20 protein-coding genes and 1 tRNA gene are annotated in these 17,606 nt (G+C 68.9%); 16 read left to right on the forward strand and 5 right to left on the reverse strand.

The features are described 5' to 3' along the window. The first annotated feature begins 29 nt into the window (after window positions 1–29). The 16 genes from SM757_RS02520 (at window position 30) to SM757_RS02595 (ending at window position 14,314) form a co-directional block, all read left to right on the forward strand. Entirely contained in the window at window positions 30–2,126 is a 2,097-nt protein-coding gene (locus SM757_RS02520) for a molybdopterin-containing oxidoreductase family protein (RefSeq protein ID WP_322464264.1), read from the forward strand. Then, the gene (locus tag SM757_RS02525) at window positions 2,123–3,199 is read left to right on the forward strand and encodes an aminopeptidase (protein WP_322464265.1); all 1,077 of its coding nucleotides are present in this window, start codon (window positions 2,123–2,125) and stop codon (window positions 3,197–3,199) included. Before SM757_RS02520 ends, SM757_RS02525 begins: the two co-directional genes overlap by 4 nt. 82 nt (window positions 3,200–3,281) lie before the next feature. Then, window positions 3,282–4,217 (forward strand): ABC transporter ATP-binding protein, encoded by a 936-nt coding sequence (locus SM757_RS02530; protein WP_322464266.1) that lies wholly within the window; start codon window positions 3,282–3,284, stop codon window positions 4,215–4,217. Next, window positions 4,214–4,984, forward strand: coding sequence for an ABC transporter permease (locus SM757_RS02535; RefSeq protein WP_066332060.1), 771 nt, complete (start codon window positions 4,214–4,216; stop codon window positions 4,982–4,984). Before SM757_RS02530 ends, SM757_RS02535 begins: the two co-directional genes overlap by 4 nt. Before the next feature lie 138 nt (window positions 4,985–5,122). Next, window positions 5,123–5,389, forward strand: coding sequence for a BolA family protein (locus SM757_RS02540; protein ID WP_066332058.1), 267 nt, complete (start codon window positions 5,123–5,125; stop codon window positions 5,387–5,389). Between the two features lie 91 nt (window positions 5,390–5,480). Then, the gene (gene murA / locus SM757_RS02545) at window positions 5,481–6,764 is read left to right on the forward strand and encodes a UDP-N-acetylglucosamine 1-carboxyvinyltransferase (RefSeq protein ID WP_322464267.1); all 1,284 of its coding nucleotides are present in this window, start codon (window positions 5,481–5,483) and stop codon (window positions 6,762–6,764) included. Window positions 6,765–6,778: 14 nt separating this feature from the next. Then, the gene (hisG, locus tag SM757_RS02550) at window positions 6,779–7,438 is read left to right on the forward strand and encodes an ATP phosphoribosyltransferase (protein WP_322464268.1); all 660 of its coding nucleotides are present in this window, start codon (window positions 6,779–6,781) and stop codon (window positions 7,436–7,438) included. A gap of 53 nt (window positions 7,439–7,491) precedes the next feature. Then, a complete protein-coding gene (gene hisD, locus SM757_RS02555) occupies window positions 7,492–8,817 on the forward strand; it encodes a histidinol dehydrogenase (RefSeq protein WP_322464269.1) in 1,326 nt (441 codons plus the stop codon). Continuing rightward, on the forward strand, window positions 8,817–9,929 hold the full coding sequence (hisC, locus tag SM757_RS02560) for a histidinol-phosphate transaminase (RefSeq protein ID WP_322464270.1): 1,113 nt from the start codon (window positions 8,817–8,819) through the stop codon (window positions 9,927–9,929). Before hisD ends, hisC begins: the two co-directional genes overlap by 1 nt. Next, window positions 9,929–10,531: an imidazoleglycerol-phosphate dehydratase HisB gene (gene hisB / locus SM757_RS02565; protein ID WP_066332047.1), complete on the forward strand. Its 603-nt coding sequence runs from the start codon at window positions 9,929–9,931 to the stop codon at window positions 10,529–10,531. The genes hisC and hisB overlap by 1 nt, the downstream gene beginning before the upstream one ends. A 1-nt stretch (window position 10,532) precedes the next feature. Further along, complete coding sequence (gene hisH, locus SM757_RS02570; RefSeq protein WP_322464271.1) at window positions 10,533–11,243, forward strand: imidazole glycerol phosphate synthase subunit HisH; 711 nt, start codon at window positions 10,533–10,535, stop codon at window positions 11,241–11,243. A 68-nt stretch (window positions 11,244–11,311) separates the two neighbouring features. Beyond that, window positions 11,312–12,064: a 1-(5-phosphoribosyl)-5-[(5-phosphoribosylamino)methylideneamino]imidazole-4-carboxamide isomerase gene (gene hisA / locus SM757_RS02575; protein WP_066332035.1), complete on the forward strand. Its 753-nt coding sequence runs from the start codon at window positions 11,312–11,314 to the stop codon at window positions 12,062–12,064. Then, window positions 12,065–12,844: an imidazole glycerol phosphate synthase subunit HisF gene (hisF, locus tag SM757_RS02580; RefSeq protein WP_322464272.1), complete on the forward strand. Its 780-nt coding sequence runs from the start codon at window positions 12,065–12,067 to the stop codon at window positions 12,842–12,844. Further along, window positions 12,841–13,494 carry a 16S rRNA (guanine(966)-N(2))-methyltransferase RsmD gene (gene rsmD / locus SM757_RS02585; RefSeq protein ID WP_322464273.1) on the forward strand — a complete coding sequence of 218 codons (654 nt, stop codon included), beginning with the start codon at window positions 12,841–12,843 and terminating at the stop codon, window positions 13,492–13,494. Before hisF ends, rsmD begins: the two co-directional genes overlap by 4 nt. Continuing rightward, the gene (coaD, locus tag SM757_RS02590) at window positions 13,491–13,988 is read left to right on the forward strand and encodes a pantetheine-phosphate adenylyltransferase (RefSeq protein ID WP_066332030.1); all 498 of its coding nucleotides are present in this window, start codon (window positions 13,491–13,493) and stop codon (window positions 13,986–13,988) included. Before rsmD ends, coaD begins: the two co-directional genes overlap by 4 nt. Before the next feature lie 53 nt (window positions 13,989–14,041). Continuing rightward, entirely contained in the window at window positions 14,042–14,314 is a 273-nt protein-coding gene (locus SM757_RS02595; RefSeq protein WP_322464274.1) for a YfhL family 4Fe-4S dicluster ferredoxin, read from the forward strand. Between the two features lie 124 nt (window positions 14,315–14,438). Here the strand turns inward: SM757_RS02595 and SM757_RS02600 are convergent, their stop codons facing one another. The 5 genes from SM757_RS02600 to SM757_RS02620 form a co-directional block, all read right to left on the reverse strand. Then, window positions 14,439–14,879, reverse strand: a complete 441-nt coding sequence (locus tag SM757_RS02600) for a hypothetical protein (RefSeq protein ID WP_322464275.1) — start codon at window positions 14,877–14,879, stop codon at window positions 14,439–14,441. Further along, a complete protein-coding gene (gene pth / locus SM757_RS02605) occupies window positions 14,879–15,556 on the reverse strand; it encodes an aminoacyl-tRNA hydrolase (RefSeq protein WP_322464276.1) in 678 nt (225 codons plus the stop codon). Before pth ends, SM757_RS02600 begins: the two co-directional genes overlap by 1 nt. A 174-nt stretch (window positions 15,557–15,730) precedes the next feature. Further along, window positions 15,731–16,351, reverse strand: a complete 621-nt coding sequence (locus SM757_RS02610) for a 50S ribosomal protein L25/general stress protein Ctc (RefSeq protein WP_066332020.1) — start codon at window positions 16,349–16,351, stop codon at window positions 15,731–15,733. Window positions 16,352–16,459: 108 nt separating this feature from the next. Then, the gene (locus SM757_RS02615) at window positions 16,460–17,422 is read right to left on the reverse strand and encodes a ribose-phosphate pyrophosphokinase (RefSeq protein ID WP_066332018.1); all 963 of its coding nucleotides are present in this window, start codon (window positions 17,420–17,422) and stop codon (window positions 16,460–16,462) included. 90 nt (window positions 17,423–17,512) lie between these two features. Continuing rightward, window positions 17,513–17,589: transfer RNA gene (locus tag SM757_RS02620), tRNA-Gln, on the reverse strand. Window positions 17,590–17,606 lie beyond the last annotated feature (17 nt).

Consider the following 17,606-nt stretch of genomic DNA (forward strand, 5'->3'; position numbering starts at 1 on the left):
CCCCGGAGGGGCTGTGCAATAGTTCGCCGATGGATGTTCAGCCGTCTTTTCCCGCATCTTCCCCCGCTCTTTCTCCCGCCGGTACTGAAGCCGCGTCGCCCGTGCGCCATGTCCACGGCGCCTGCCCGCACGACTGTCCCGACACCTGCGCGCTGCGCGTGAGCGTGCAAAACGGTGTCGCCTTGCGCGTGCAGGCCGACCCGGAGCATGAGCGCACCTTGGGCGCGCTGTGCACCAAGGTCAGCCGCTATACCGAGCGCACCTACCACCCGGAGCGGCTGCTTTATCCGATGAAGCGCGTGGGCCCAAAGGGCAGCGGGCAGTTCCAGCGCATCTCCTGGGACGAGGCGCTGGACACGGTGGCCGCGCGGCTCAAGGAGATCGCCGTGCGCGAGCCGCAGGCCATCCTCCCGTACAGCTACGCCGGCACCATGGGGCTGCTGCAGGGCGAGGCCATGGCCGCGCGGGTGTTCCACAAGCTGGGTGCCTCGCTGCTGGAGCGCACCATCTGCGCCTCGGCCGGCGGTGCGGCGCTCGCCGCCACCTACGGCGGCAAGGTGGGCATGCAGGTGCAGTTCTTCCCAGAGAGCAAGCTCATCCTGATCTGGGGCAGCAACCCCATCACCTCCAGCGTGCACTTCTGGACGCTGGCGCAGCAGGCCAAGCGCGCCGGCGCCAAGCTCTGGTGCATTGATCCGCGCCGCACCGACAGCGCCGACAAGTGCCACCGCCACCTGGCGCTGCGCCCGGGCACCGACGGCGCGCTGGCCCTGGCGCTCATGGGCGAGCTCATCCGCCAGGATGCGCTGGACCACGACTACATCCGGCGCCACGTCAGCGGCTTCGAGAAGATCCGCGAGCAGGCGCTGGCCTGGACGCCGGAGCGCGCGGCCGAGGTCTGCGGCGTGGAGGCCGGTCTCATCCGCGAGCTGGCCCACGACTACGCCACGGTGAAGCCAGCCGCCATCCGCCTGAACTACGGCATGCAGCGCGTGCGCGGCGGCGGCAACGCGGTGCGGCTGATCGCGCTGCTGCCCTGCCTCACGGGCGCGTGGCGGCACCGCGCGGGCGGGCTGCTGCTCTCGGCCTCCGGTTGGGCGGCCCAAGCGCGCAACGACGCGGCGCTGCAGCGCCCGGACCTGCTGGCCGGGCGCCGGCCGCGCGTCATCAACATGAGCACCATCGGCCAGGACCTGCTGCGCGAGGCCTCGCCGGACTTCGGCCCCAAGGTGGAGGCGGTGGTGGTCTACAACAGCAACCCGCTGGCGGTGGCGCCGCAGTCGGCCCAGGTGGCGGCGGGCTTCCAGCGCGAGGACCTGTTCACCGTCGTCCTGGAGCAGTTCATGACGGACACGGCCGACCACGCCGACATCGTGCTGCCCGCCACCACGCAGCTGGAGCACCTGGACGTCCACACCTCCTACGGCCACACCGACGTGCTGCTCAACGAGCCGGCCATCGCGCCCTTGGGCGAGGCCAGGCCCAACACGGAAATCTTCAGAGCGCTCGCCGCCCGCCTGGGTTTCGACGAGCCGTGCTTCAAGGACGACGACGAGATGCTGGCGCGCATGGCGCTGAAGAACATCGACTTCGACGCCCTGCGCGCGCGCGGCTGGGCGCGGCTGCCGGTGCCGGATGCGCCCTTTGCCGAGGGCGGCTTTCCGACGGCCGACGGCAAGGCCGTCGTGGATGCCCCGGGCCTGGGCGTGCCGGACTTCGTGCCCAACTACGAGAGCGTGCAGGCCTCGCCGGAGCTGGCCGCGCGCTACCCGCTGGCCATGATCTCGCCGCCGGCGCGCCACTTCCTGAACTCGACCTTCGTCAACGTGAAAAGCCTGCGCGACGTGGAGGGCGAGCCGGCGCTGGAGATCACCCCGGACGACGCCATGGCGCGCGGCGTGGTGGACGGCAGCCTGGTGCGCGTGTTCAACGACCGCGGCGAGATCACGCTGCGCGCGCGGGTGAGCACGCGGGCGAGGGCGGGCGTGGTGGTGGGCTTGGGGCTTTGGTGGCGCAAGCTGGCGCCGGACGGGCGCAACGTCAACGAGCTGACGCACCAGCGCCTGACCGACATGGGTAACGCGCCCAGCTTCTACGACTGCCTGGTGGAGGTTCGTCCGGCGTGAGCCGCGCGCTGCGCCGCTCCTGGCGGGCCCTGGTGCTGGCCGCGCTGCTGCCCGCGCTGGGCGGCTGCGCCAGCGTCGGCTACTACGCGCAGTCGCTGCGCGGCCACTTCGACCTGCTCACCCGTGCCAAGCCGGTCAAGGAATGGGTGAGCGACGAGGCCACGCCCGCCGACTTGCGCGAGCGCCTGCGCCTGAGCCAGGAGATGCGCGACTTCGCCATCACCGAGCTGAAGCTGCCCGACAACGCCAGCTACCGCCGCTACGCCGACCTGCACCGCGACGCGGCGGTGTGGAACGTGGTGGCAGCGCCTGAGCTGTCGCTGCAGTTGAAGACCTGGTGCTTCCCCATCCTGGGCTGCGTGGGCTACCGCGGCTATTTCGACCGCGACGAGGCGCGCGGCCTGGGCGATGAGCTCAAGCATGCGGGCTGGGAGGTGTCGGTCTACGGCGTGCCGGCCTATTCCACGCTGGGCTGGAGCAACTGGCTGGGGGGCGACCCGCTGCTCAACACCTTCGTGAGCGGCCCGGAGACGGACCTGGCGCGGCTGCTGTTCCACGAGCTGGCGCACCAGAAGGCCTATGCGGACGACGACACGGCCTTCAACGAGTCCTACGCCACGGCGGTGGAGCGCCTTGGGCTGGAGCGCTGGATGGCGCACCGCGGCAACCCGCACCTGCGTGAGGAGTACCAGGAGACCGAGGCGCGCCGCGCGCAGTTCCGTTCTCTCACGCGCGCCCTGCGCGAGCGGCTGGATGCGCTCTACCGCAGCGACGCCTCCGACGCGGACAAGCGCGCGCGCAAGGCCGAGCTGATGGCGGATTTCCGCCGCGACTACGAGCAGCTCAAGCAGCGCGAGTGGCACGGCGACGGCGGCTGGGACGGCTGGGTCCAGCGCGCCAACAACGCCTCGCTGGCGGTGCAGGGCGCCTACGGCGACCTGGTGCCGGACTTCATGCGCCTCTTCGAGCGCGTGGGCGGCGACTGGGACCGGTTCCACGCCGAGGCGGCGCGGCTGGCCAAGCTGCCCAAGGCGCAGCGGAGAAAAGCGCTGCAGGGGGCGGAGGGCCAGTGACCATGCGCAGGCCCGCAGCCTGCCCGGTGACGCACCCGCGCCGCCTGCGGCGCCGAGGTGCCGTCCCTACAATCGCGCCCCTATGCCAGCCGTCAGCTTCCAGAACGTCAGCAAGACCTACGACACGCCGCGCGGCGCTTTCCGCGCCCTCGACGGCGTGAGTTTCGACATCGAGCAGGGCGAGTTCTTCGGCCTGCTGGGCCCCAACGGTGCGGGGAAAACCACGCTCATCAGCATCCTGGCGGGCCTGAGCCGCGCCAGCGGCGGGCAGGTCACCGTGCTGGGCCACGACGTGGTTGGCGACTACGCCAGCGCGCGCAAGCAGCTGGGCATCGTCCCGCAGGAGCTCGTTTTCGATCCCTTCTTCAGCGTGCGCGAGACGCTGCGCATCCAGAGCGGCTACTTCGGCGTCAAGACCAACGACGACTGGATCGACGAGCTGCTCACCGAGCTGGGCCTGGCCGACAAGGCGCAGTCCAACATGCGCCAGCTCTCCGGCGGCATGAAGCGCCGCGTGCTCGTGGCGCAGGCGCTGGTGCACCGGCCGCCCGTGATCGTGCTGGACGAGCCCACCGCCGGCGTGGACGTGGAGCTGCGCCAGACGCTGTGGCAGTTCATCGCCAAGCTCAACCGCCAGGGCCACACCGTGCTGCTGACCACGCACTACCTGGAAGAGGCGGAAGCCCTGTGCCACCGCATCGCCATGCTCAAGCGCGGGCGCATCGTGGCGCTGGACCGCACGGCCAACCTGCTCGCGGGCACCGCCAGCACCATGCTGCGCTTCAAGACCGACGACGTGCTGCCCGCGGCGCTGGCCGCCCACGCCCGCGTCACCGGCCGCATCGTGCAGCTCAAGGCGCATGACGCCGCCGAGATCGAAACGCTGCTGGCCGCGCTGCGCCAGAGCGGCGTGCGCGTGGAGGAGCTGGAAATCGGCCGCGCCGACCTGGAAGACGTGTTCATCGAAATCATGCAGGGCGCCGAGTTCGAGGCCGCCGCGCAGGGAGTGGCGGCATGAAGGCCGGTCGTTTCGAGGGTGCCGGAACGCTGTTCCGCAAGGAAATCCTGCGCTTCTACAAGGTCAGCTTTCAGACGGTGGCCGCACCCGTGCTCACCGCGGTGCTGTATTTATTAATCTTCGGCCACGTGCTGGAGGCGCACGTGCAGGTCTATCCGGGCGTGGCCTACACGAGCTTTCTCATCCCGGGGCTGGTGATGATGAGCGTGCTGCAGAACGCCTTCGCCAACAGCTCCAGCTCGCTCATACAGAGCAAGATCACGGGCAACCTGGTGTTCCTGCTGGTCACGCCGCTGTCGCACTGGGCCTGGTTCGTGGCCTACACGGGCGCGGCCATGGCGCGCGGGCTGATCGTGGGCCTGGGGGTGTTCGCCGTCACGGCCTGGTTCGCGCCGCCGCGGCTGGCCGAGCCATGGTGGATCATCGTCTTTGCCGTGCTGGGCGCGGGCATGCTGGGGGCACTGGGCCTGATCGCCGGGCTGTGGGCCGAGAAGTTCGACCAGATGGCCGCCTTCCAGAACTTCATCATCATGCCCATGACCTTCCTGTCGGGCGTCTTCTACTCGGTGCACTCGCTGCCGGGCTTCTGGCAGGGCGTGAGCCACCTGAACCCCTTCTTCTACATGATCGACGGCTTTCGCCACGGCTTCTTCGGCGTGGGCGACGTCTCGCCCTGGACCAGCCTGGCGGTGGTCGGCCTGAGTTTTGTTTTCGTCGCCGGCGTGGCGCTGCAGTTGCTGCGCAGCGGCTACAAGCTGCGGCATTGAGGCCTTGGGCGGCGCGCCGCGGGCGCCGCTTTCGGCCACTTTCCAGCCGTTTTTCAAGGACTTGGTTACGGGTTGAAGCCCGGGAGATGGCCCAGCATGCCGGGGGAGCTTGGCGCGCCCCGCTAGAATCGCGCCACCATGGCCAATCCCACCCCTGACGAAGTCCGCAGCTACATCGCTGCCGGCCTCGACTGTTCGCACCTGGCGGTGGAGGGGGATGGCGAACATTTCTTCGCCACCATCGTGTCCGCCGCCTTCGAAGGTCTCTCGCGCATTGCGCGCCACCAGCGTGTGTACGCCGCCCTGGGCGACCGCATGCGCCAGCAAATCCACGCGCTGTCCATGAAGACGCTGACGCCGGCCGAATGGGCCGCGCAGCAGCCTTCCGCAGACCACCACCACTGACGCCTACGCGGCCTTGTCGCCGCGGTGGGCGTGCGCGGCGACCGCGCCAGCCCCTTCGCCGCCGCCGAGCCGCCTTGCCCGCATTCCCAGCATGGACCAACTCCTGATCCGCGGCGGCCGCTCCCTGAAGGGCGAGATCGTCATCTCCGGCGCCAAGAACGCGGCGCTGCCTGAGCTTTGCGCCGCGCTGCTGACCGCGCAGCCCGTGCGCCTGGCCAACGTGCCGCGCCTGCGCGACGTGGGCACCACGCTGGCGCTGCTGCGCACCATGGGCGTGGCCGCCGACTGGTGCGGCGAACGCGGCACCCCCGGCGGCGACGAGGTGCTCATCGACGCCCGCGCCGGCATAGAGCCCGTGGCGCCCTACGAGCTGGTCAAGACCATGCGCGCCTCCATCCTGGTGCTGGGCCCGCTGCTGGCCCGCCTGGGGCGCGCCACGGTGTCGCTGCCCGGCGGCTGCGCGATCGGCTCGCGCCCGGTGGACCAGCACATCAAGGGCCTGCAGGCCATGGGCGCGACCATCGCGGTGGAGCACGGCAACATCGTCGCCACCAGCGACGGCCGTCTCAAGGGCGCGCGCATCACCACCGACATGGTCACCGTCACCGGCACCGAGAACCTGCTCATGGCCGCCACGCTGGCCGAGGGCGAGACGGTGCTGGAGAACGCGGCGCAGGAGCCGGAAGTCATCGACCTGGCCGAGATGCTCATCGCCATGGGCGCGCGCATCGAGGGCCACGGCAGCAGCCGCATCCGCATCCAGGGCGTGGCCGAGCTGCACGCCCCGCGCGAGCCGCACCGCATCGTCCCCGACCGCATCGAAACCGGCACTTTTATTTGCGCCGTGGCCGCGGCCGGCGGCGACGTGCTGTTGAAGAACACGCGCCCCGACCACCTGGACGCCGTGCTGGACAAGCTGCGCGAGGCCGGCGTGCAGATGGAAACCGGCGCCGACTGGATACGCGTGCGCGGCGACGGCCGGCTCAAGGCCGTGAGCTTTCGCACCAGCGAATACCCGGCCTTCCCGACCGACATGCAGGCGCAGCTCATGACGCTCAACTGCATGGCCGAAGGCGCCGCCAAGGTGACGGAGACCATCTTCGAAAACCGCTTCATGCACGTGAACGAGCTGCTGCGGCTGGGCGCCAGGATAGAGGTGGACGGCCACACCGCCGTCATCCAGGGCGTTCCGCAGCTCTCCGGTGCCACCGTCATGGCCACGGATTTGCGCGCCTCGGCCAGCCTCGTCATCGCCGGCCTGGTGGCCCAGGGCGAGACGCGGGTGGACCGCATCTACCACCTCGACCGCGGCTACGACCGCATGGAAGAGAAGCTGCGCGCCGTCGGCGCGGACATCGAGCGCGTCAAGGCCTGAGCCGTAGTCATCCCATGAACGACACCATCACCCTGGCACTGTCCAAGGGCCGCATCTTCGAAGAGACCCTGCCGCTGCTGCGCGCCGCAGGCATCGAGGTCGGCGAGGACCCGGAGAAGTCGCGCAAGCTCATCCTGCCCACCAACCGAGCCGAGGTGCGCGTGGTGCTGGTGCGCGCCACCGACGTGCCCACCTACGTGCAGTACGGCGGCGCGGACCTGGGCGTGGCCGGCCTGGACGTGCTGCTGGAGCACGCGGGCGGCGAGCTGGCCACGGGCCTGTACCAGCCGCTGGACCTGCGCATCGCCTGCTGCCGCATGAGCGTGGCCGTGCGCTCCGATTTCGACTACGCCGCCGCCGTGCGCCAGGGCTCGCGCATCCGCGTGGCCACCAAGTACACCCACATCGCGCGCCAGCACTTCGCCGACAAGGGCGTGCACGTGGACCTGATCAAGCTCTACGGCTCCATGGAGCTGGCGCCGCTCACCGGGCTGGCCGACGCCATCGTGGACCTGGTGTCCACCGGCTCCACGCTGCGCGCCAACCACCTGGTGGAGGTCGAGCAGATCATGCCCATCTCCTCGCGCCTGGTCGTGAACCAGGCCGCGCTGAAGCTCAAGCGCGCCGCGCTGCGGCCCCTCATCGACGCCTTCGCCGGCGCCATCCCCGCCTGACCCTTTCAACCTTTCCAGTTTTCTCCACCAACCGGAACCACTGCGTCCATCCCATGAGCCTCCAGCTGCGCCAACTCAGCACCGCCGCCGCGGATTTCGAATCAGCCTTCCAGCGTGTCCTGCATTGGTCGGCCGAGACCGATGCCGCGATCGAGCATCGCGTGGCGGAGATCATCGAGGCCGTGCGCACCCGCGGCGACGCCGCCGTGCTGGAGTTCACCGCCCGCTTTGACGGCGTGCAGGCCGACAGCGTCGCCGCTCTGGAGCTGGGCCGCGAGGAGCTCAAGGCCGCGTTCGACGCCATCACCCCCGCGCAGCGCGAAGCGCTGGAGTTCGCCGCCAAGCGCGTGCGCAGCTACCACGAGCGCCAGCTCGAAGCCAGCGGCAAGAGCTGGAGCTACCGCGACGAGGACGGCACGCTGCTGGGCCAGAAGGTCACGCCGCTGGACCGCGTGGGCATCTACGTGCCCGGCGGCAAGGCGGCCTATCCGTCCAGCGTGCTGATGAACGCCATTCCCGCCCACGTGGCCGGCGTGCCGGAAATCGTGATGGTGGTGCCCACGCCCAAGGGCGAGAAGAACCCGCTGGTGCTGGCCGCCGCCTACGTGGCCGGCGTGCACCGCGCCTTCACCGTGGGCGGGGCGCAGGCCGTGGCGGCGCTGGCCTACGGCACGGCGTCCATCCCGCGCGTGGACAAGATCACCGGCCCGGGCAACGCCTACGTCGCCAGCGCCAAGCGCCGCGTCTTCGGCCAGGTGGGCATCGACATGATTGCCGGGCCCAGCGAGATCCTGGTGCTGGCCGACGGCAGCACGCCGGCGGACTGGGTGGCCATGGACCTGTTCAGCCAGGCCGAGCACGACGAGCTGGCGCAAAGCATCCTGCTGTGCCCCGACGAGGCCTACATCGCGCAGGTGCGCGAGGCCGTCGAGCGGCTGCTGCCGGGCATGCCGCGCGCGGACGTGATCCGCGCCTCGCTGGAAGGCCGCGGCGCGCTGATCCACACGCGCTCCATGGAGGAGGCCTGCGAGATCAGCAACCGCATCGCCCCGGAGCACCTGGAGGTCAGCTCCAGCGAGCCGCACCGCTGGGAGCCGCTGCTGCGCCATGCCGGCGCCATCTTCCTGGGCGCGTTCACCAGCGAAAGCCTGGGCGACTACTGCGCGGGCCCCAACCACGTGCTGCCGACGTCCGGCACGGCGCGCTTTTCCTCGCCGCTGGGCACCTACGACTTCCAGAAGCGCAGCAGCCTCATCGAGGTGAGCGAGCAGGGCGCGCAGCAGCTGGGCCGCATCGCCGCCGAGCTGGCCTACGGCGAAGGGCTGCAGGCCCACGCGCAGGCCGCGGAGCTCCGCCTCATCAAGAAGGAGGGCGTGTGATGACGGCCCCCAAGACCCCCACGACGGATTCCCTGCAGGCGCTGATGCAGCGCGTCATCCGCCAGGATGTGCAGTCCATGCACGCCTACGCCATCCAGGACAGCCGTGGCCTGGTGAAGCTGGACGCGATGGAAAACCCTTTTACCTTGCCGCAGCCGCTGCAGGCGGCGCTGGGCGAGCGCCTGGGCAAGGTGGCCATCAACCGCTACCCGACGACTTGCGTGGGCGACGTGGTCGCGGCGCTGTCCAAGCACGTCGAGCTGCCCGAGGGCTGCGCGCTGATGCTGGGCAACGGGTCCGATGAGCTGATCTCGCTGCTGGCGCTGGCCTGTGACCGGCCCGGCGCCAAGATCCTGGCGCCGCTGCCCGGCTTTGTGATGTACGAGATGTCGGCCAGGCTGCAGGGCCTGCAGTTCGTGGGCGTGCCGATGACGGCCGACTTCGAGCTGGACGAGGCCGCCATGCTGGCCGCCATCGAAGAGCACCGCCCGGCCATCACCTACATCGCTTACCCGAACAACCCGACCGCCAACCTCTTTGACGACGCCGTGGTGCAGCGCATCGTGGACGCCGTGGGCGCGCTGGGCAACGGCTTCGTGGTGTTCGACGAGGCCTATCAGCCCTTCTCCTCGCGCTCGTGGATGCAGCGCATGGCGCAGTACCCGCACGTGCTGGTGATGCGCACGCTCTCCAAGTTCGGCCTGGCCGGCGTGCGCCTGGGCTATATGGCCGGCGCCGCGGCGCTGGTGCACGAGATCGACAAGGTGCGCCCGCCCTACAACATCAGCGCGCTCAACGCGGAGGCCACCCTCTTCGCGCTGGAGCATGCGGACGAGTTCGCGCGCCAGGCGGCGGTGCTGCGCGAGGAGCGCGCCGCGCTGCTGGCCCAACTGCGGGAACTGCCCGGGGCGCGGGCGTATCCCAGTGAGGCCAACATGATCCTGGTGCGCGTGCCGGATGCGAAAAAGGCCTTCGAGGGCATGAAGTCCCGCGGCGTGCTGGTGAAGAACGTCTCCGCGCTGCACCCGCTGCTGGCCAACTGCCTGCGCCTGACGGTGGGCACGCCCGCCGAAAACCGTTTGATGATCGACGCCCTGAAAGCGAGCCTGTGATGTCGTCCCGAGAACCCCGTATCGCCGAAGTCCGGCGCGATACCAAGGAAACGCAGATACGCGTGCGTATCAACCTCGACGGCAGCGGCCAGGCCAAGCTGGCCACGGGCATCGGCTTCTTCGACCACATGCTCGACCAGATCGCCCGCCACGGCCTGGTGGACCTGGAAGTCGAGTGCGCGGGCGACCTGCACATCGACGGCCACCACACCGTGGAAGACGTGGGCATCACCCTGGGCATGGCCGTGGCCAAGGCCGTGGGCGACAAGAAGGGCCTGACCCGCTACGGCCACAGCTACGTGCCGCTGGACGAGGCGCTCTCGCGCGTGGTGGTGGACTTCTCCGGCCGCCCGGGGCTGCACATGGGCGTGGAGTTCACGCGCGCCACGATTGGCGCGCTGGACACGCAGCTCGTGTTCGAGTTCTTCCAGGGTTTCGTGAATTACGCCCTGGTGAGCCTGCATATCGACAACCTCAAGGGCGTCAACGCGCACCACCAGTGCGAGACGATCTTCAAGGCGTTTGGACGCGCGCTGCGCATGGCCTGGACGGTGGACGAGCGCGCCGCCGACGTGATTCCTTCCACCAAAGGGTGTCTCTGAGATGAGCAACCGCACCGTCGCGGTCGTCGATTACGGCATGGGCAACCTGCGCTCGGTGTCGCAGGCCGTGCTGCACGTGGCCGAGGGCACCGGCCTGACCGTCGTCATCACCTCGCGTCCCGAGGACGTGCGTGCCGCCGAGCGTGTGGTGTTGCCGGGCCAAGGCGCCATGCGCGACTGCATGCGCGAGCTGGACAACCACCAGCCGGCCGGTGCGGCGCCTCACCACATGGCCGACTGCCTGCGCGAGATGGGCCATTCCGGCCTGCGCGAAGCCGTGCTGGAAGCCGCCGCCAGCAAGCCGCTCATGGGCGTGTGCGTGGGCATGCAGATGCTGCTGGACCACAGCGAGGAGCAGGACACGCCGGGCCTGGGGCTGATCCCGGGCCGCGTGCGCCGCTTCCAACTCGAAGGCCGGCTGCAGGCCGACGGCAGCCGCTTCAAGGTGCCGCACATGGGCTGGAACCAAGTGCGCCAGACGCAGCCGCACCCCATTTGGGCCGGCGTGCCCGACGAGGCTTATTTCTATTTCGTGCACAGCTACTACGCCGTGCCTGAAAACGCTGCTCACAGTGCGGGTGAAACCGACTACGGTGGCAGCTTTACCTGCGTGGTGGCCAGGGATAACATTTTTGCCTCCCAGTTCCACCCGGAGAAAAGCGCGGCCCACGGCCTGGCGCTCTACCGCAACTTCCTGCTCTGGAAGCCCTGAAGCTCCCCAAGCTCCGAAGTACCGAGAAATCGGTTTTCCTTTCCAACCCCTAATTGCTCTGCCGAGCCATGCTCCTCATCCCCGCCATCGACCTCAAGGACGGTAAATGCGTGCGCCTTCAACAAGGCGACATGAATGCATCCACCACGTTTGGCGAGGACCCGGCCGCCATGGCGCGGCGCTGGGTTGATGCCGGCGCGCGCCGGCTGCACCTGGTGGACCTCAACGGCGCCTTCGCCGGCAAGCCCGTCAACGAGGCTGCCATCAAGTCCATCCTCGCCGAGGTGGGCGACGAGATCCCGGTGCAGCTCGGCGGCGGCATCCGCGACCTCGACACCATCGAGCGCTACCTCGACGACGGCCTGAGCTTCGTGATCATCGGCACCGCCGCGGTCAAGAACCCGGGCCTGCTCAAGGACGCCTGCAGCGCCTTCGGCGGCCACATCATCGTGGGCCTGGACGCCAAGGACGGCAAGGTCGCCACCGACGGCTGGAGCAAGCTCACCGGCCACGAGGTGGTGGACCTGGCGCGCAAGTTCGAGGACTACGGCGTCGAAGGCGTGATCTACACCGACATCGGCCGCGACGGCATGCTCACGGGCATCAACATCGACGCCACCGTCAAGCTCGCGCAGGCGCTGTCGGTGCCCGTCATCGCCTCCGGCGGCCTGTCCAACATGACCGACATCGAGCGGCTGTGCGAGGTGTACAGCGAGGGCGTGGAGGGCGTGATCTGCGGCCGCTCCATCTACACCGGCGCGCTGGACTTCGCCAAGGCCCAGGAGCGCGCCGACGAGCTGCTCGAAGGCGTCGCCCGCTAAATGCTCGCCAAACGCATCATTCCCTGCCTGGATGTCACGGGTGGGCGCGTCGTCAAGGGCGTGAACTTCGTGGAGCTGCGCGACGCCGGCGACCCGGTGGAAATCGCCGCGCGCTACAACGACCAGGGCGCCGACGAGCTGACCTTCCTGGACATCACCGCCACCAGCGACGGGCGCGACCTCATCCTGCACATCATCGAGGCCGTGGCCTCGCAGGTGTTCATTCCGCTGACCGTGGGCGGCGGCGTGCGCACCGTGGAAGACGTGCGCCGGCTGCTCAACGCGGGCGCGGACAAGGTGAGCTTCAACTCCGCCGCCGTGGCCAATCCGCAGGTGATCCGCGATGCGTCCGAGAAGTACGGTGCGCAGTGCATCGTGGTGGCCATAGACGCCAAGGAGCGCAAGGGCGAGGACCTCGCCGCGCGCGGCCCCGGCTGGGACGTCTACACCCACGGCGGGCGCAAGAACGTCGGCCTGGACGCCGTGGCTTGGGCCCGGCAGATGGCCGAGTACGGCGCGGGCGAAATCCTGCTGACCAGCATGGACCGTGACGGCACCAAGATCGGCTTCAACCTGGAGCTCACCCGCGCGGTGAGCGACGCCGTGCCCGTGCCCGTCATCGCTTCCGGCGGCGTGGGCGCGCTGGAGCACCTGTCCGAAGGCATTCGCATCGGCGGCGCCGACGCGGTGCTGGCGGCCAGCATCTTCCACTACGGCGAGTTCACCGTGGCGCAGGCCAAGGCGCTGCTGGCGCGCGACGGGATTCCGGTCCGGCCATGAAAAGCCACGCGCCGACGCGCGAGGCGCGCGGCGGCGCGTCCCGCTCTGCTGCAGCCACCGCCAACGCGCCGCGCGAGGTGCGGCTGATCGGCGGGCTGTGGAAGCGCAGCAAGCTGCCCGTGGCCGACAAGCCCGGGCTGCGGCCCACGCCGGACCGCGTGCGCGAAACCCTCTTCAATTGGCTGGGCCAGGATTTATCCGGCTGGCGTGTGCTGGACGCCTACGCAGGCAGCGGGGCGCTGGGCTTCGAGGCCGCCTCGCGCGGCGCGGCCCAGGTCACCCTCCTGGAGCGCGACACGCAACTGGCGGCCAGCCTGCGCGCGTCGCAGCAGCGTCTGAAAGCCTCGCAAATGGACGTGCGGCAGGCCGATGCCATCGCCTGGATGCGCAGCGCCGCGCCGGGCAGTTTCGAGCTGGTCTTCATCGACCCGCCTTTCGACGCCAACCTGTTCGACGCCTCGATCGCGGCGGCACGCCCGCTGCTGGCGTCGGATGGGTTCATTTACCTGGAGGCGCCGGTGGCGTTGACGCAGGCGCCCGCGGGGCTGCGGCTGCACCGGCAAGGGCGGGCCGGCGCCGTGTTCTTCCACCTGCTGCAGCGCGACGACCACGCGGGCGGCACCGCTTCTGTCACGGAGGCCCAGCCATGACCAGCACCACGCGGCTCACCGCCGTCTATCCCGGCACCTTCGATCCGCTGACGCTGGGCCACGAGGACCTCATGCGCCGTGCCAGCCGGCTGTTCGAGCGGCTCATCCTGGCCGTGGCCGCCGGGCACCACAAGCGCACCATGTTCAACGTGGACGAGCGGCTGGAGATCGCACGCGAGGTGGCGCGGGCCTATCCGAACGTGGAAGTCATCGCTTTTCGCGGCCTGCTGCGCGACTTCGTGGTCGAGCACGGCGGCAAGGTGGTGGTGCGCGGCCTGCGCGCGGTGAGCGACTTCGAGTACGAGTTCCAGATGGCGGGGATGAACCGCCAGCTCATGCCGGACGTGGAGACGCTGTTCCTCACGCCCAGCGACCAGTACCAGTTCGTCAGCGGCACCTTCGTCCGCGAGATTGCCACCCTGGGCGGTGATGTCTCCAAGTTCGTGGCACCCTCGGTCCTGCGCCGCCTGCAGGAACGCGTGAGCCGCGCCTGACGCTGCACTAGGCCACCGTCCCCCACATCACTGAAGTAAGAAGGAGAGCGTTGATGGCGCTCATGATCACCGACGAGTGCATCAACTGCGACGTTTGCGAGCCCGAATGTCCCAACCTGGCCATCTCGCTGGGCGTGGAGTTCTACGAGATCGACCCGGAGCGCTGTACCGAGTGCGTGGGCCACTTCGACGAGCCGCAATGCGTGCAGGTCTGCCCCGTGAGCTGCATCCCGGTCAACCCGCAGCGCGTGGAAGACAAGGAATCGCTGTGGGCCAAGTACCGCCGGCTGCAGGCCGCGACGGCGGCATCGAGCTCCGCGGGTTGAGCTGACTTTTCCTGGGCAAGGGCCGGCGACATGCCGGCCTTGTCGTTTCCAAAGCGGGCCTGCCGCACCTTCCTTTGAGCGGAAGGCCTGGCAGCCAGGCCCTGGAGCCCTTCAGGGTTGCCCGTCAGGGCTGGGCGTCTGCCGGCTTGGCTTTGGACGTCTTCGCGGGCTTCAGCTCCACGGGCGCGCGGGCCGTGCGGGCGTTTTCAGCAGCGGTGTGATGCCGCTTGCCGTGGTGGCGGCTGCTGGCCGATTTGTGGTCTGCCGTCTTGTGCTCTGCCGTTGGCGGCGCGGCAGGTCTTGCCGAGCGGGCCGGTGAGGCGGCTGCCCCACCTGCCGGCGCCGGCTGCCGCAGCCCCTGGGCCAGTTCCGCATCGCGCTGTGCGCGCTGGGCAGCCTCGCTGCGCTGCGCGTCGGTGCGCGGGTCGGCCACGTTCAGCGCCTGGCCGCCGGGGCAGGGCGTCTGGCGGTAGTCGCTGCCGTCCGGTCCGCAGCGGTAGACGGCTTGTGCCGAGGCCGCGGTGGCGGCCGCCAGCAGCAAGGCGGGTAGCAGCACGCGCTTCATCAGGAGACGCTGCCTTTGTTCTCGCCGTCCTCACCGCTGGCGGTGGGAGCGGCGGGCGTCGCAGCGGCGGCTGGTGCTGCCGCCGGCTTGGGCGGTTTGGGCCGCGGCGGGCGGGCGTTGAGCTTCATGGTGGCGCGCTCCATGTCGGCCGCCAGCAGCAGGTCCAGCGCCTGCAGCGATTTATCAATGCAGGCGTAAATGGCCTCGCGGTCGGTGGGCGAGGGCTTTTTCAGCACGTAGTTCACGACCTCGGCTTTCACGCCGGGATGGCCGATGCCCAGCCGCAGCCGCCAGAAATCGGCGCTGCCGAGCTGGGCCTGCATGTCCTTGAGGCCGTTGTGGCCCGCGTGGCTGCCGCCGCGCTTGAGCTTCATCTGGCCGGGCAGCACGTCCAGCTCATCGTGCGCAACCAGGATTTCCTCCGGCGCGATCTTGAAGAAGCGCGCCAGCGCCGCCACGGACTTGCCGGACAGGTTCATGTAGGTCTGGGGCTCCAGCAGCCACAGCGGGCCTTCGGGGCGGTTGACCCGCGCGACCAGGCCCCAGTAGCTGCGGTCGGCCACCAGCGTCGTGCGCAACTGACGCGCCACGGCGTCCACCCACCAGAAGCCGGCGTTGTGGCGCGTGTCCTCGTATTCCGGGCCGGGATTGCCCAGGCCCACCAGCAGTCGAATCATGGTGTGGATTATCGCGAGGCGGATGTGCCGGCCGGCGCGGGCAGGGCATCAGGCCCGGCGGCGCAAGCCGCGAAGCGGCGCGGCGCACAGTTGAGCCTGCAGGCCGCGCACGTAAAAAAAGCCCCGCTGGGCGGGGCTTTTTCGAGAAGGCAGAGGCCGTGAGGCCCCAGGCAATTACTTCTTGCCCTTCTTGCCCTTGGCGGGAGCGGCGGCAACCACCGGAGCCACGATCTCTTCTTCGGCCTTGGGCGGGTTGGCCACGACGATCACCGGGTTGCGGCCACGGTTGACCAGCTTGACGTTGGCCGGCAGCTTCAGGTCGGAGGCGTGCAGCGACTGGCCATTGACCAACTCGCCCAGGTCCACGGTCAGGAATTCGGGCAGCTGGGCGGCCAGGCACTCGACTTCGATCTCGGTGGTCACGTGAGCGATGGTGCACTTGTCGGTCTTGACGGCCGGCGAGTTCTCTTCGTTCGTGAAGTGCAGCGGCACCTTCTTGTGCAGGCGGGTCGTTTCGTCCACGCGCTGGAAGTCGATGTGCATCACGATGGGCTTCCAGGCGTGCATCTGGTAGTCACGCAGGATGACCTTGGAGGTCTCGCCGTTGAGTTCCATTTCCAGCAGGGAGCTGTGGAAAGCTTCCTTCTTCAGGGCGTGGAACAGGGCGTTGTGGTCCAGCTCGATCGTGGCGGGCTCGCCGGCGCCATAAACGATGCCAGGTACCTTGCCAGCAATGCGCAGGCGGCGGCTCGCTCCGGTCCCCTGCAGGGTGCGCTCAAAAGCGACGAATTTCATGCTTCACTCCAAGTGAATCGGGCACCCGCGACCAGGCTGCCCAAGGTGTAAACGGGCCGAGAGGCCCGCCATGCGAAAAGGGCTCCCGCAAGGGAGCCCGCTCATTCATCAGAAATTATTGTTCTGCTCGGCGAACAGAGACGTCACCGATTCGCCGTCCGAGATGCGCCGGATGGTCTCCGCGAACAGGAAGGCCACGGAGAGCTGGCGGATCTTGCGGCAGCCGCGGGCGGCTTCGCTCATGGGGATGGTGTTGGTGATCACCACTTCGTCCAGCGCCGAGTTCTGGATGCGGTCGATAGCCGGGCCGGAGAACACGGCGTGCGTGCAGTAGGCGTAAACGTTCTTGGCGCCGCGGTCCTTGAGGACTTCGGCCGCCTTCACCAGCGTGCCGGCTGTGTCGATCATGTCGTCCATGATCACGCAGTTGCGGCCTTCGATCTCGCCGATGACGTGCATCACTTCGGAGACGTTGGCGGCGGGACGGCGCTTGTCGATGATGGCCAGGTCGCAGCCCAACTGCTTGGCCAGGGCGCGGGCGCGCACCACGCCGCCGACGTCCGGGCTCACCACCACCAGATCGGTGTAGCTGCGGCTCTTGAGGTCGGACAGCAGCACCGGCGAGGCGTAGATGTTGTCCACCGGGATGTCGAAGAAGCCCTGGATCTGGTCGGCGTGCAGGTCCATGGTCAGCACGCGCTCGACGCCCACGGTCTCCAGCAGGTTGGCCACGACCTTGGCGCTGATGGGCACGCGGGTGGAGCGCGGGCGGCGGTCCTGGCGGGCGTAGCCGAAGTAGGGCATCACGGCCGTGATGCGGCGCGCACTGGCACGCTTGAGCGCATCGACCATGATGAGCAGTTCCATCAGGTTCTCGTTGGTCGGAGCGCAGGTGGACTGCACCACGAACACGTCGCGCGCACGCACGTTCTGCTGGATCTCGACGGTGACTTCCCCATCGGAGAAGCGGCCGACAGAAGCCTTGCCGACTTCGACGCCCAGGTGGGTGGCGATTTCCTGGGCCAGCAACGGATTGGCGTTGCCGGTGAACAGCACGGTATTGAACAACACGATGCGCGCTCCGTCGAAACGGGTTTTGGAAGCGAAGCGGCGCCGTCAAAGCGGCGCCGCAAGCTTGGGTGATGACACTACTTATTTATTTGGCAGGGGAGGAAGGACTCGAACCCTCGCATGTCGGAATCAAAATCCGATGCCTTGACCAACTTGGCGACTCCCCTACACCGGTTCCGGCTCG

The sequence above is a fragment of the Azohydromonas lata genome (genome assembly GCF_034427735.1).
Taxonomy (GTDB): domain Bacteria; phylum Pseudomonadota; class Gammaproteobacteria; order Burkholderiales; family Burkholderiaceae_C; genus Azohydromonas; species Azohydromonas lata.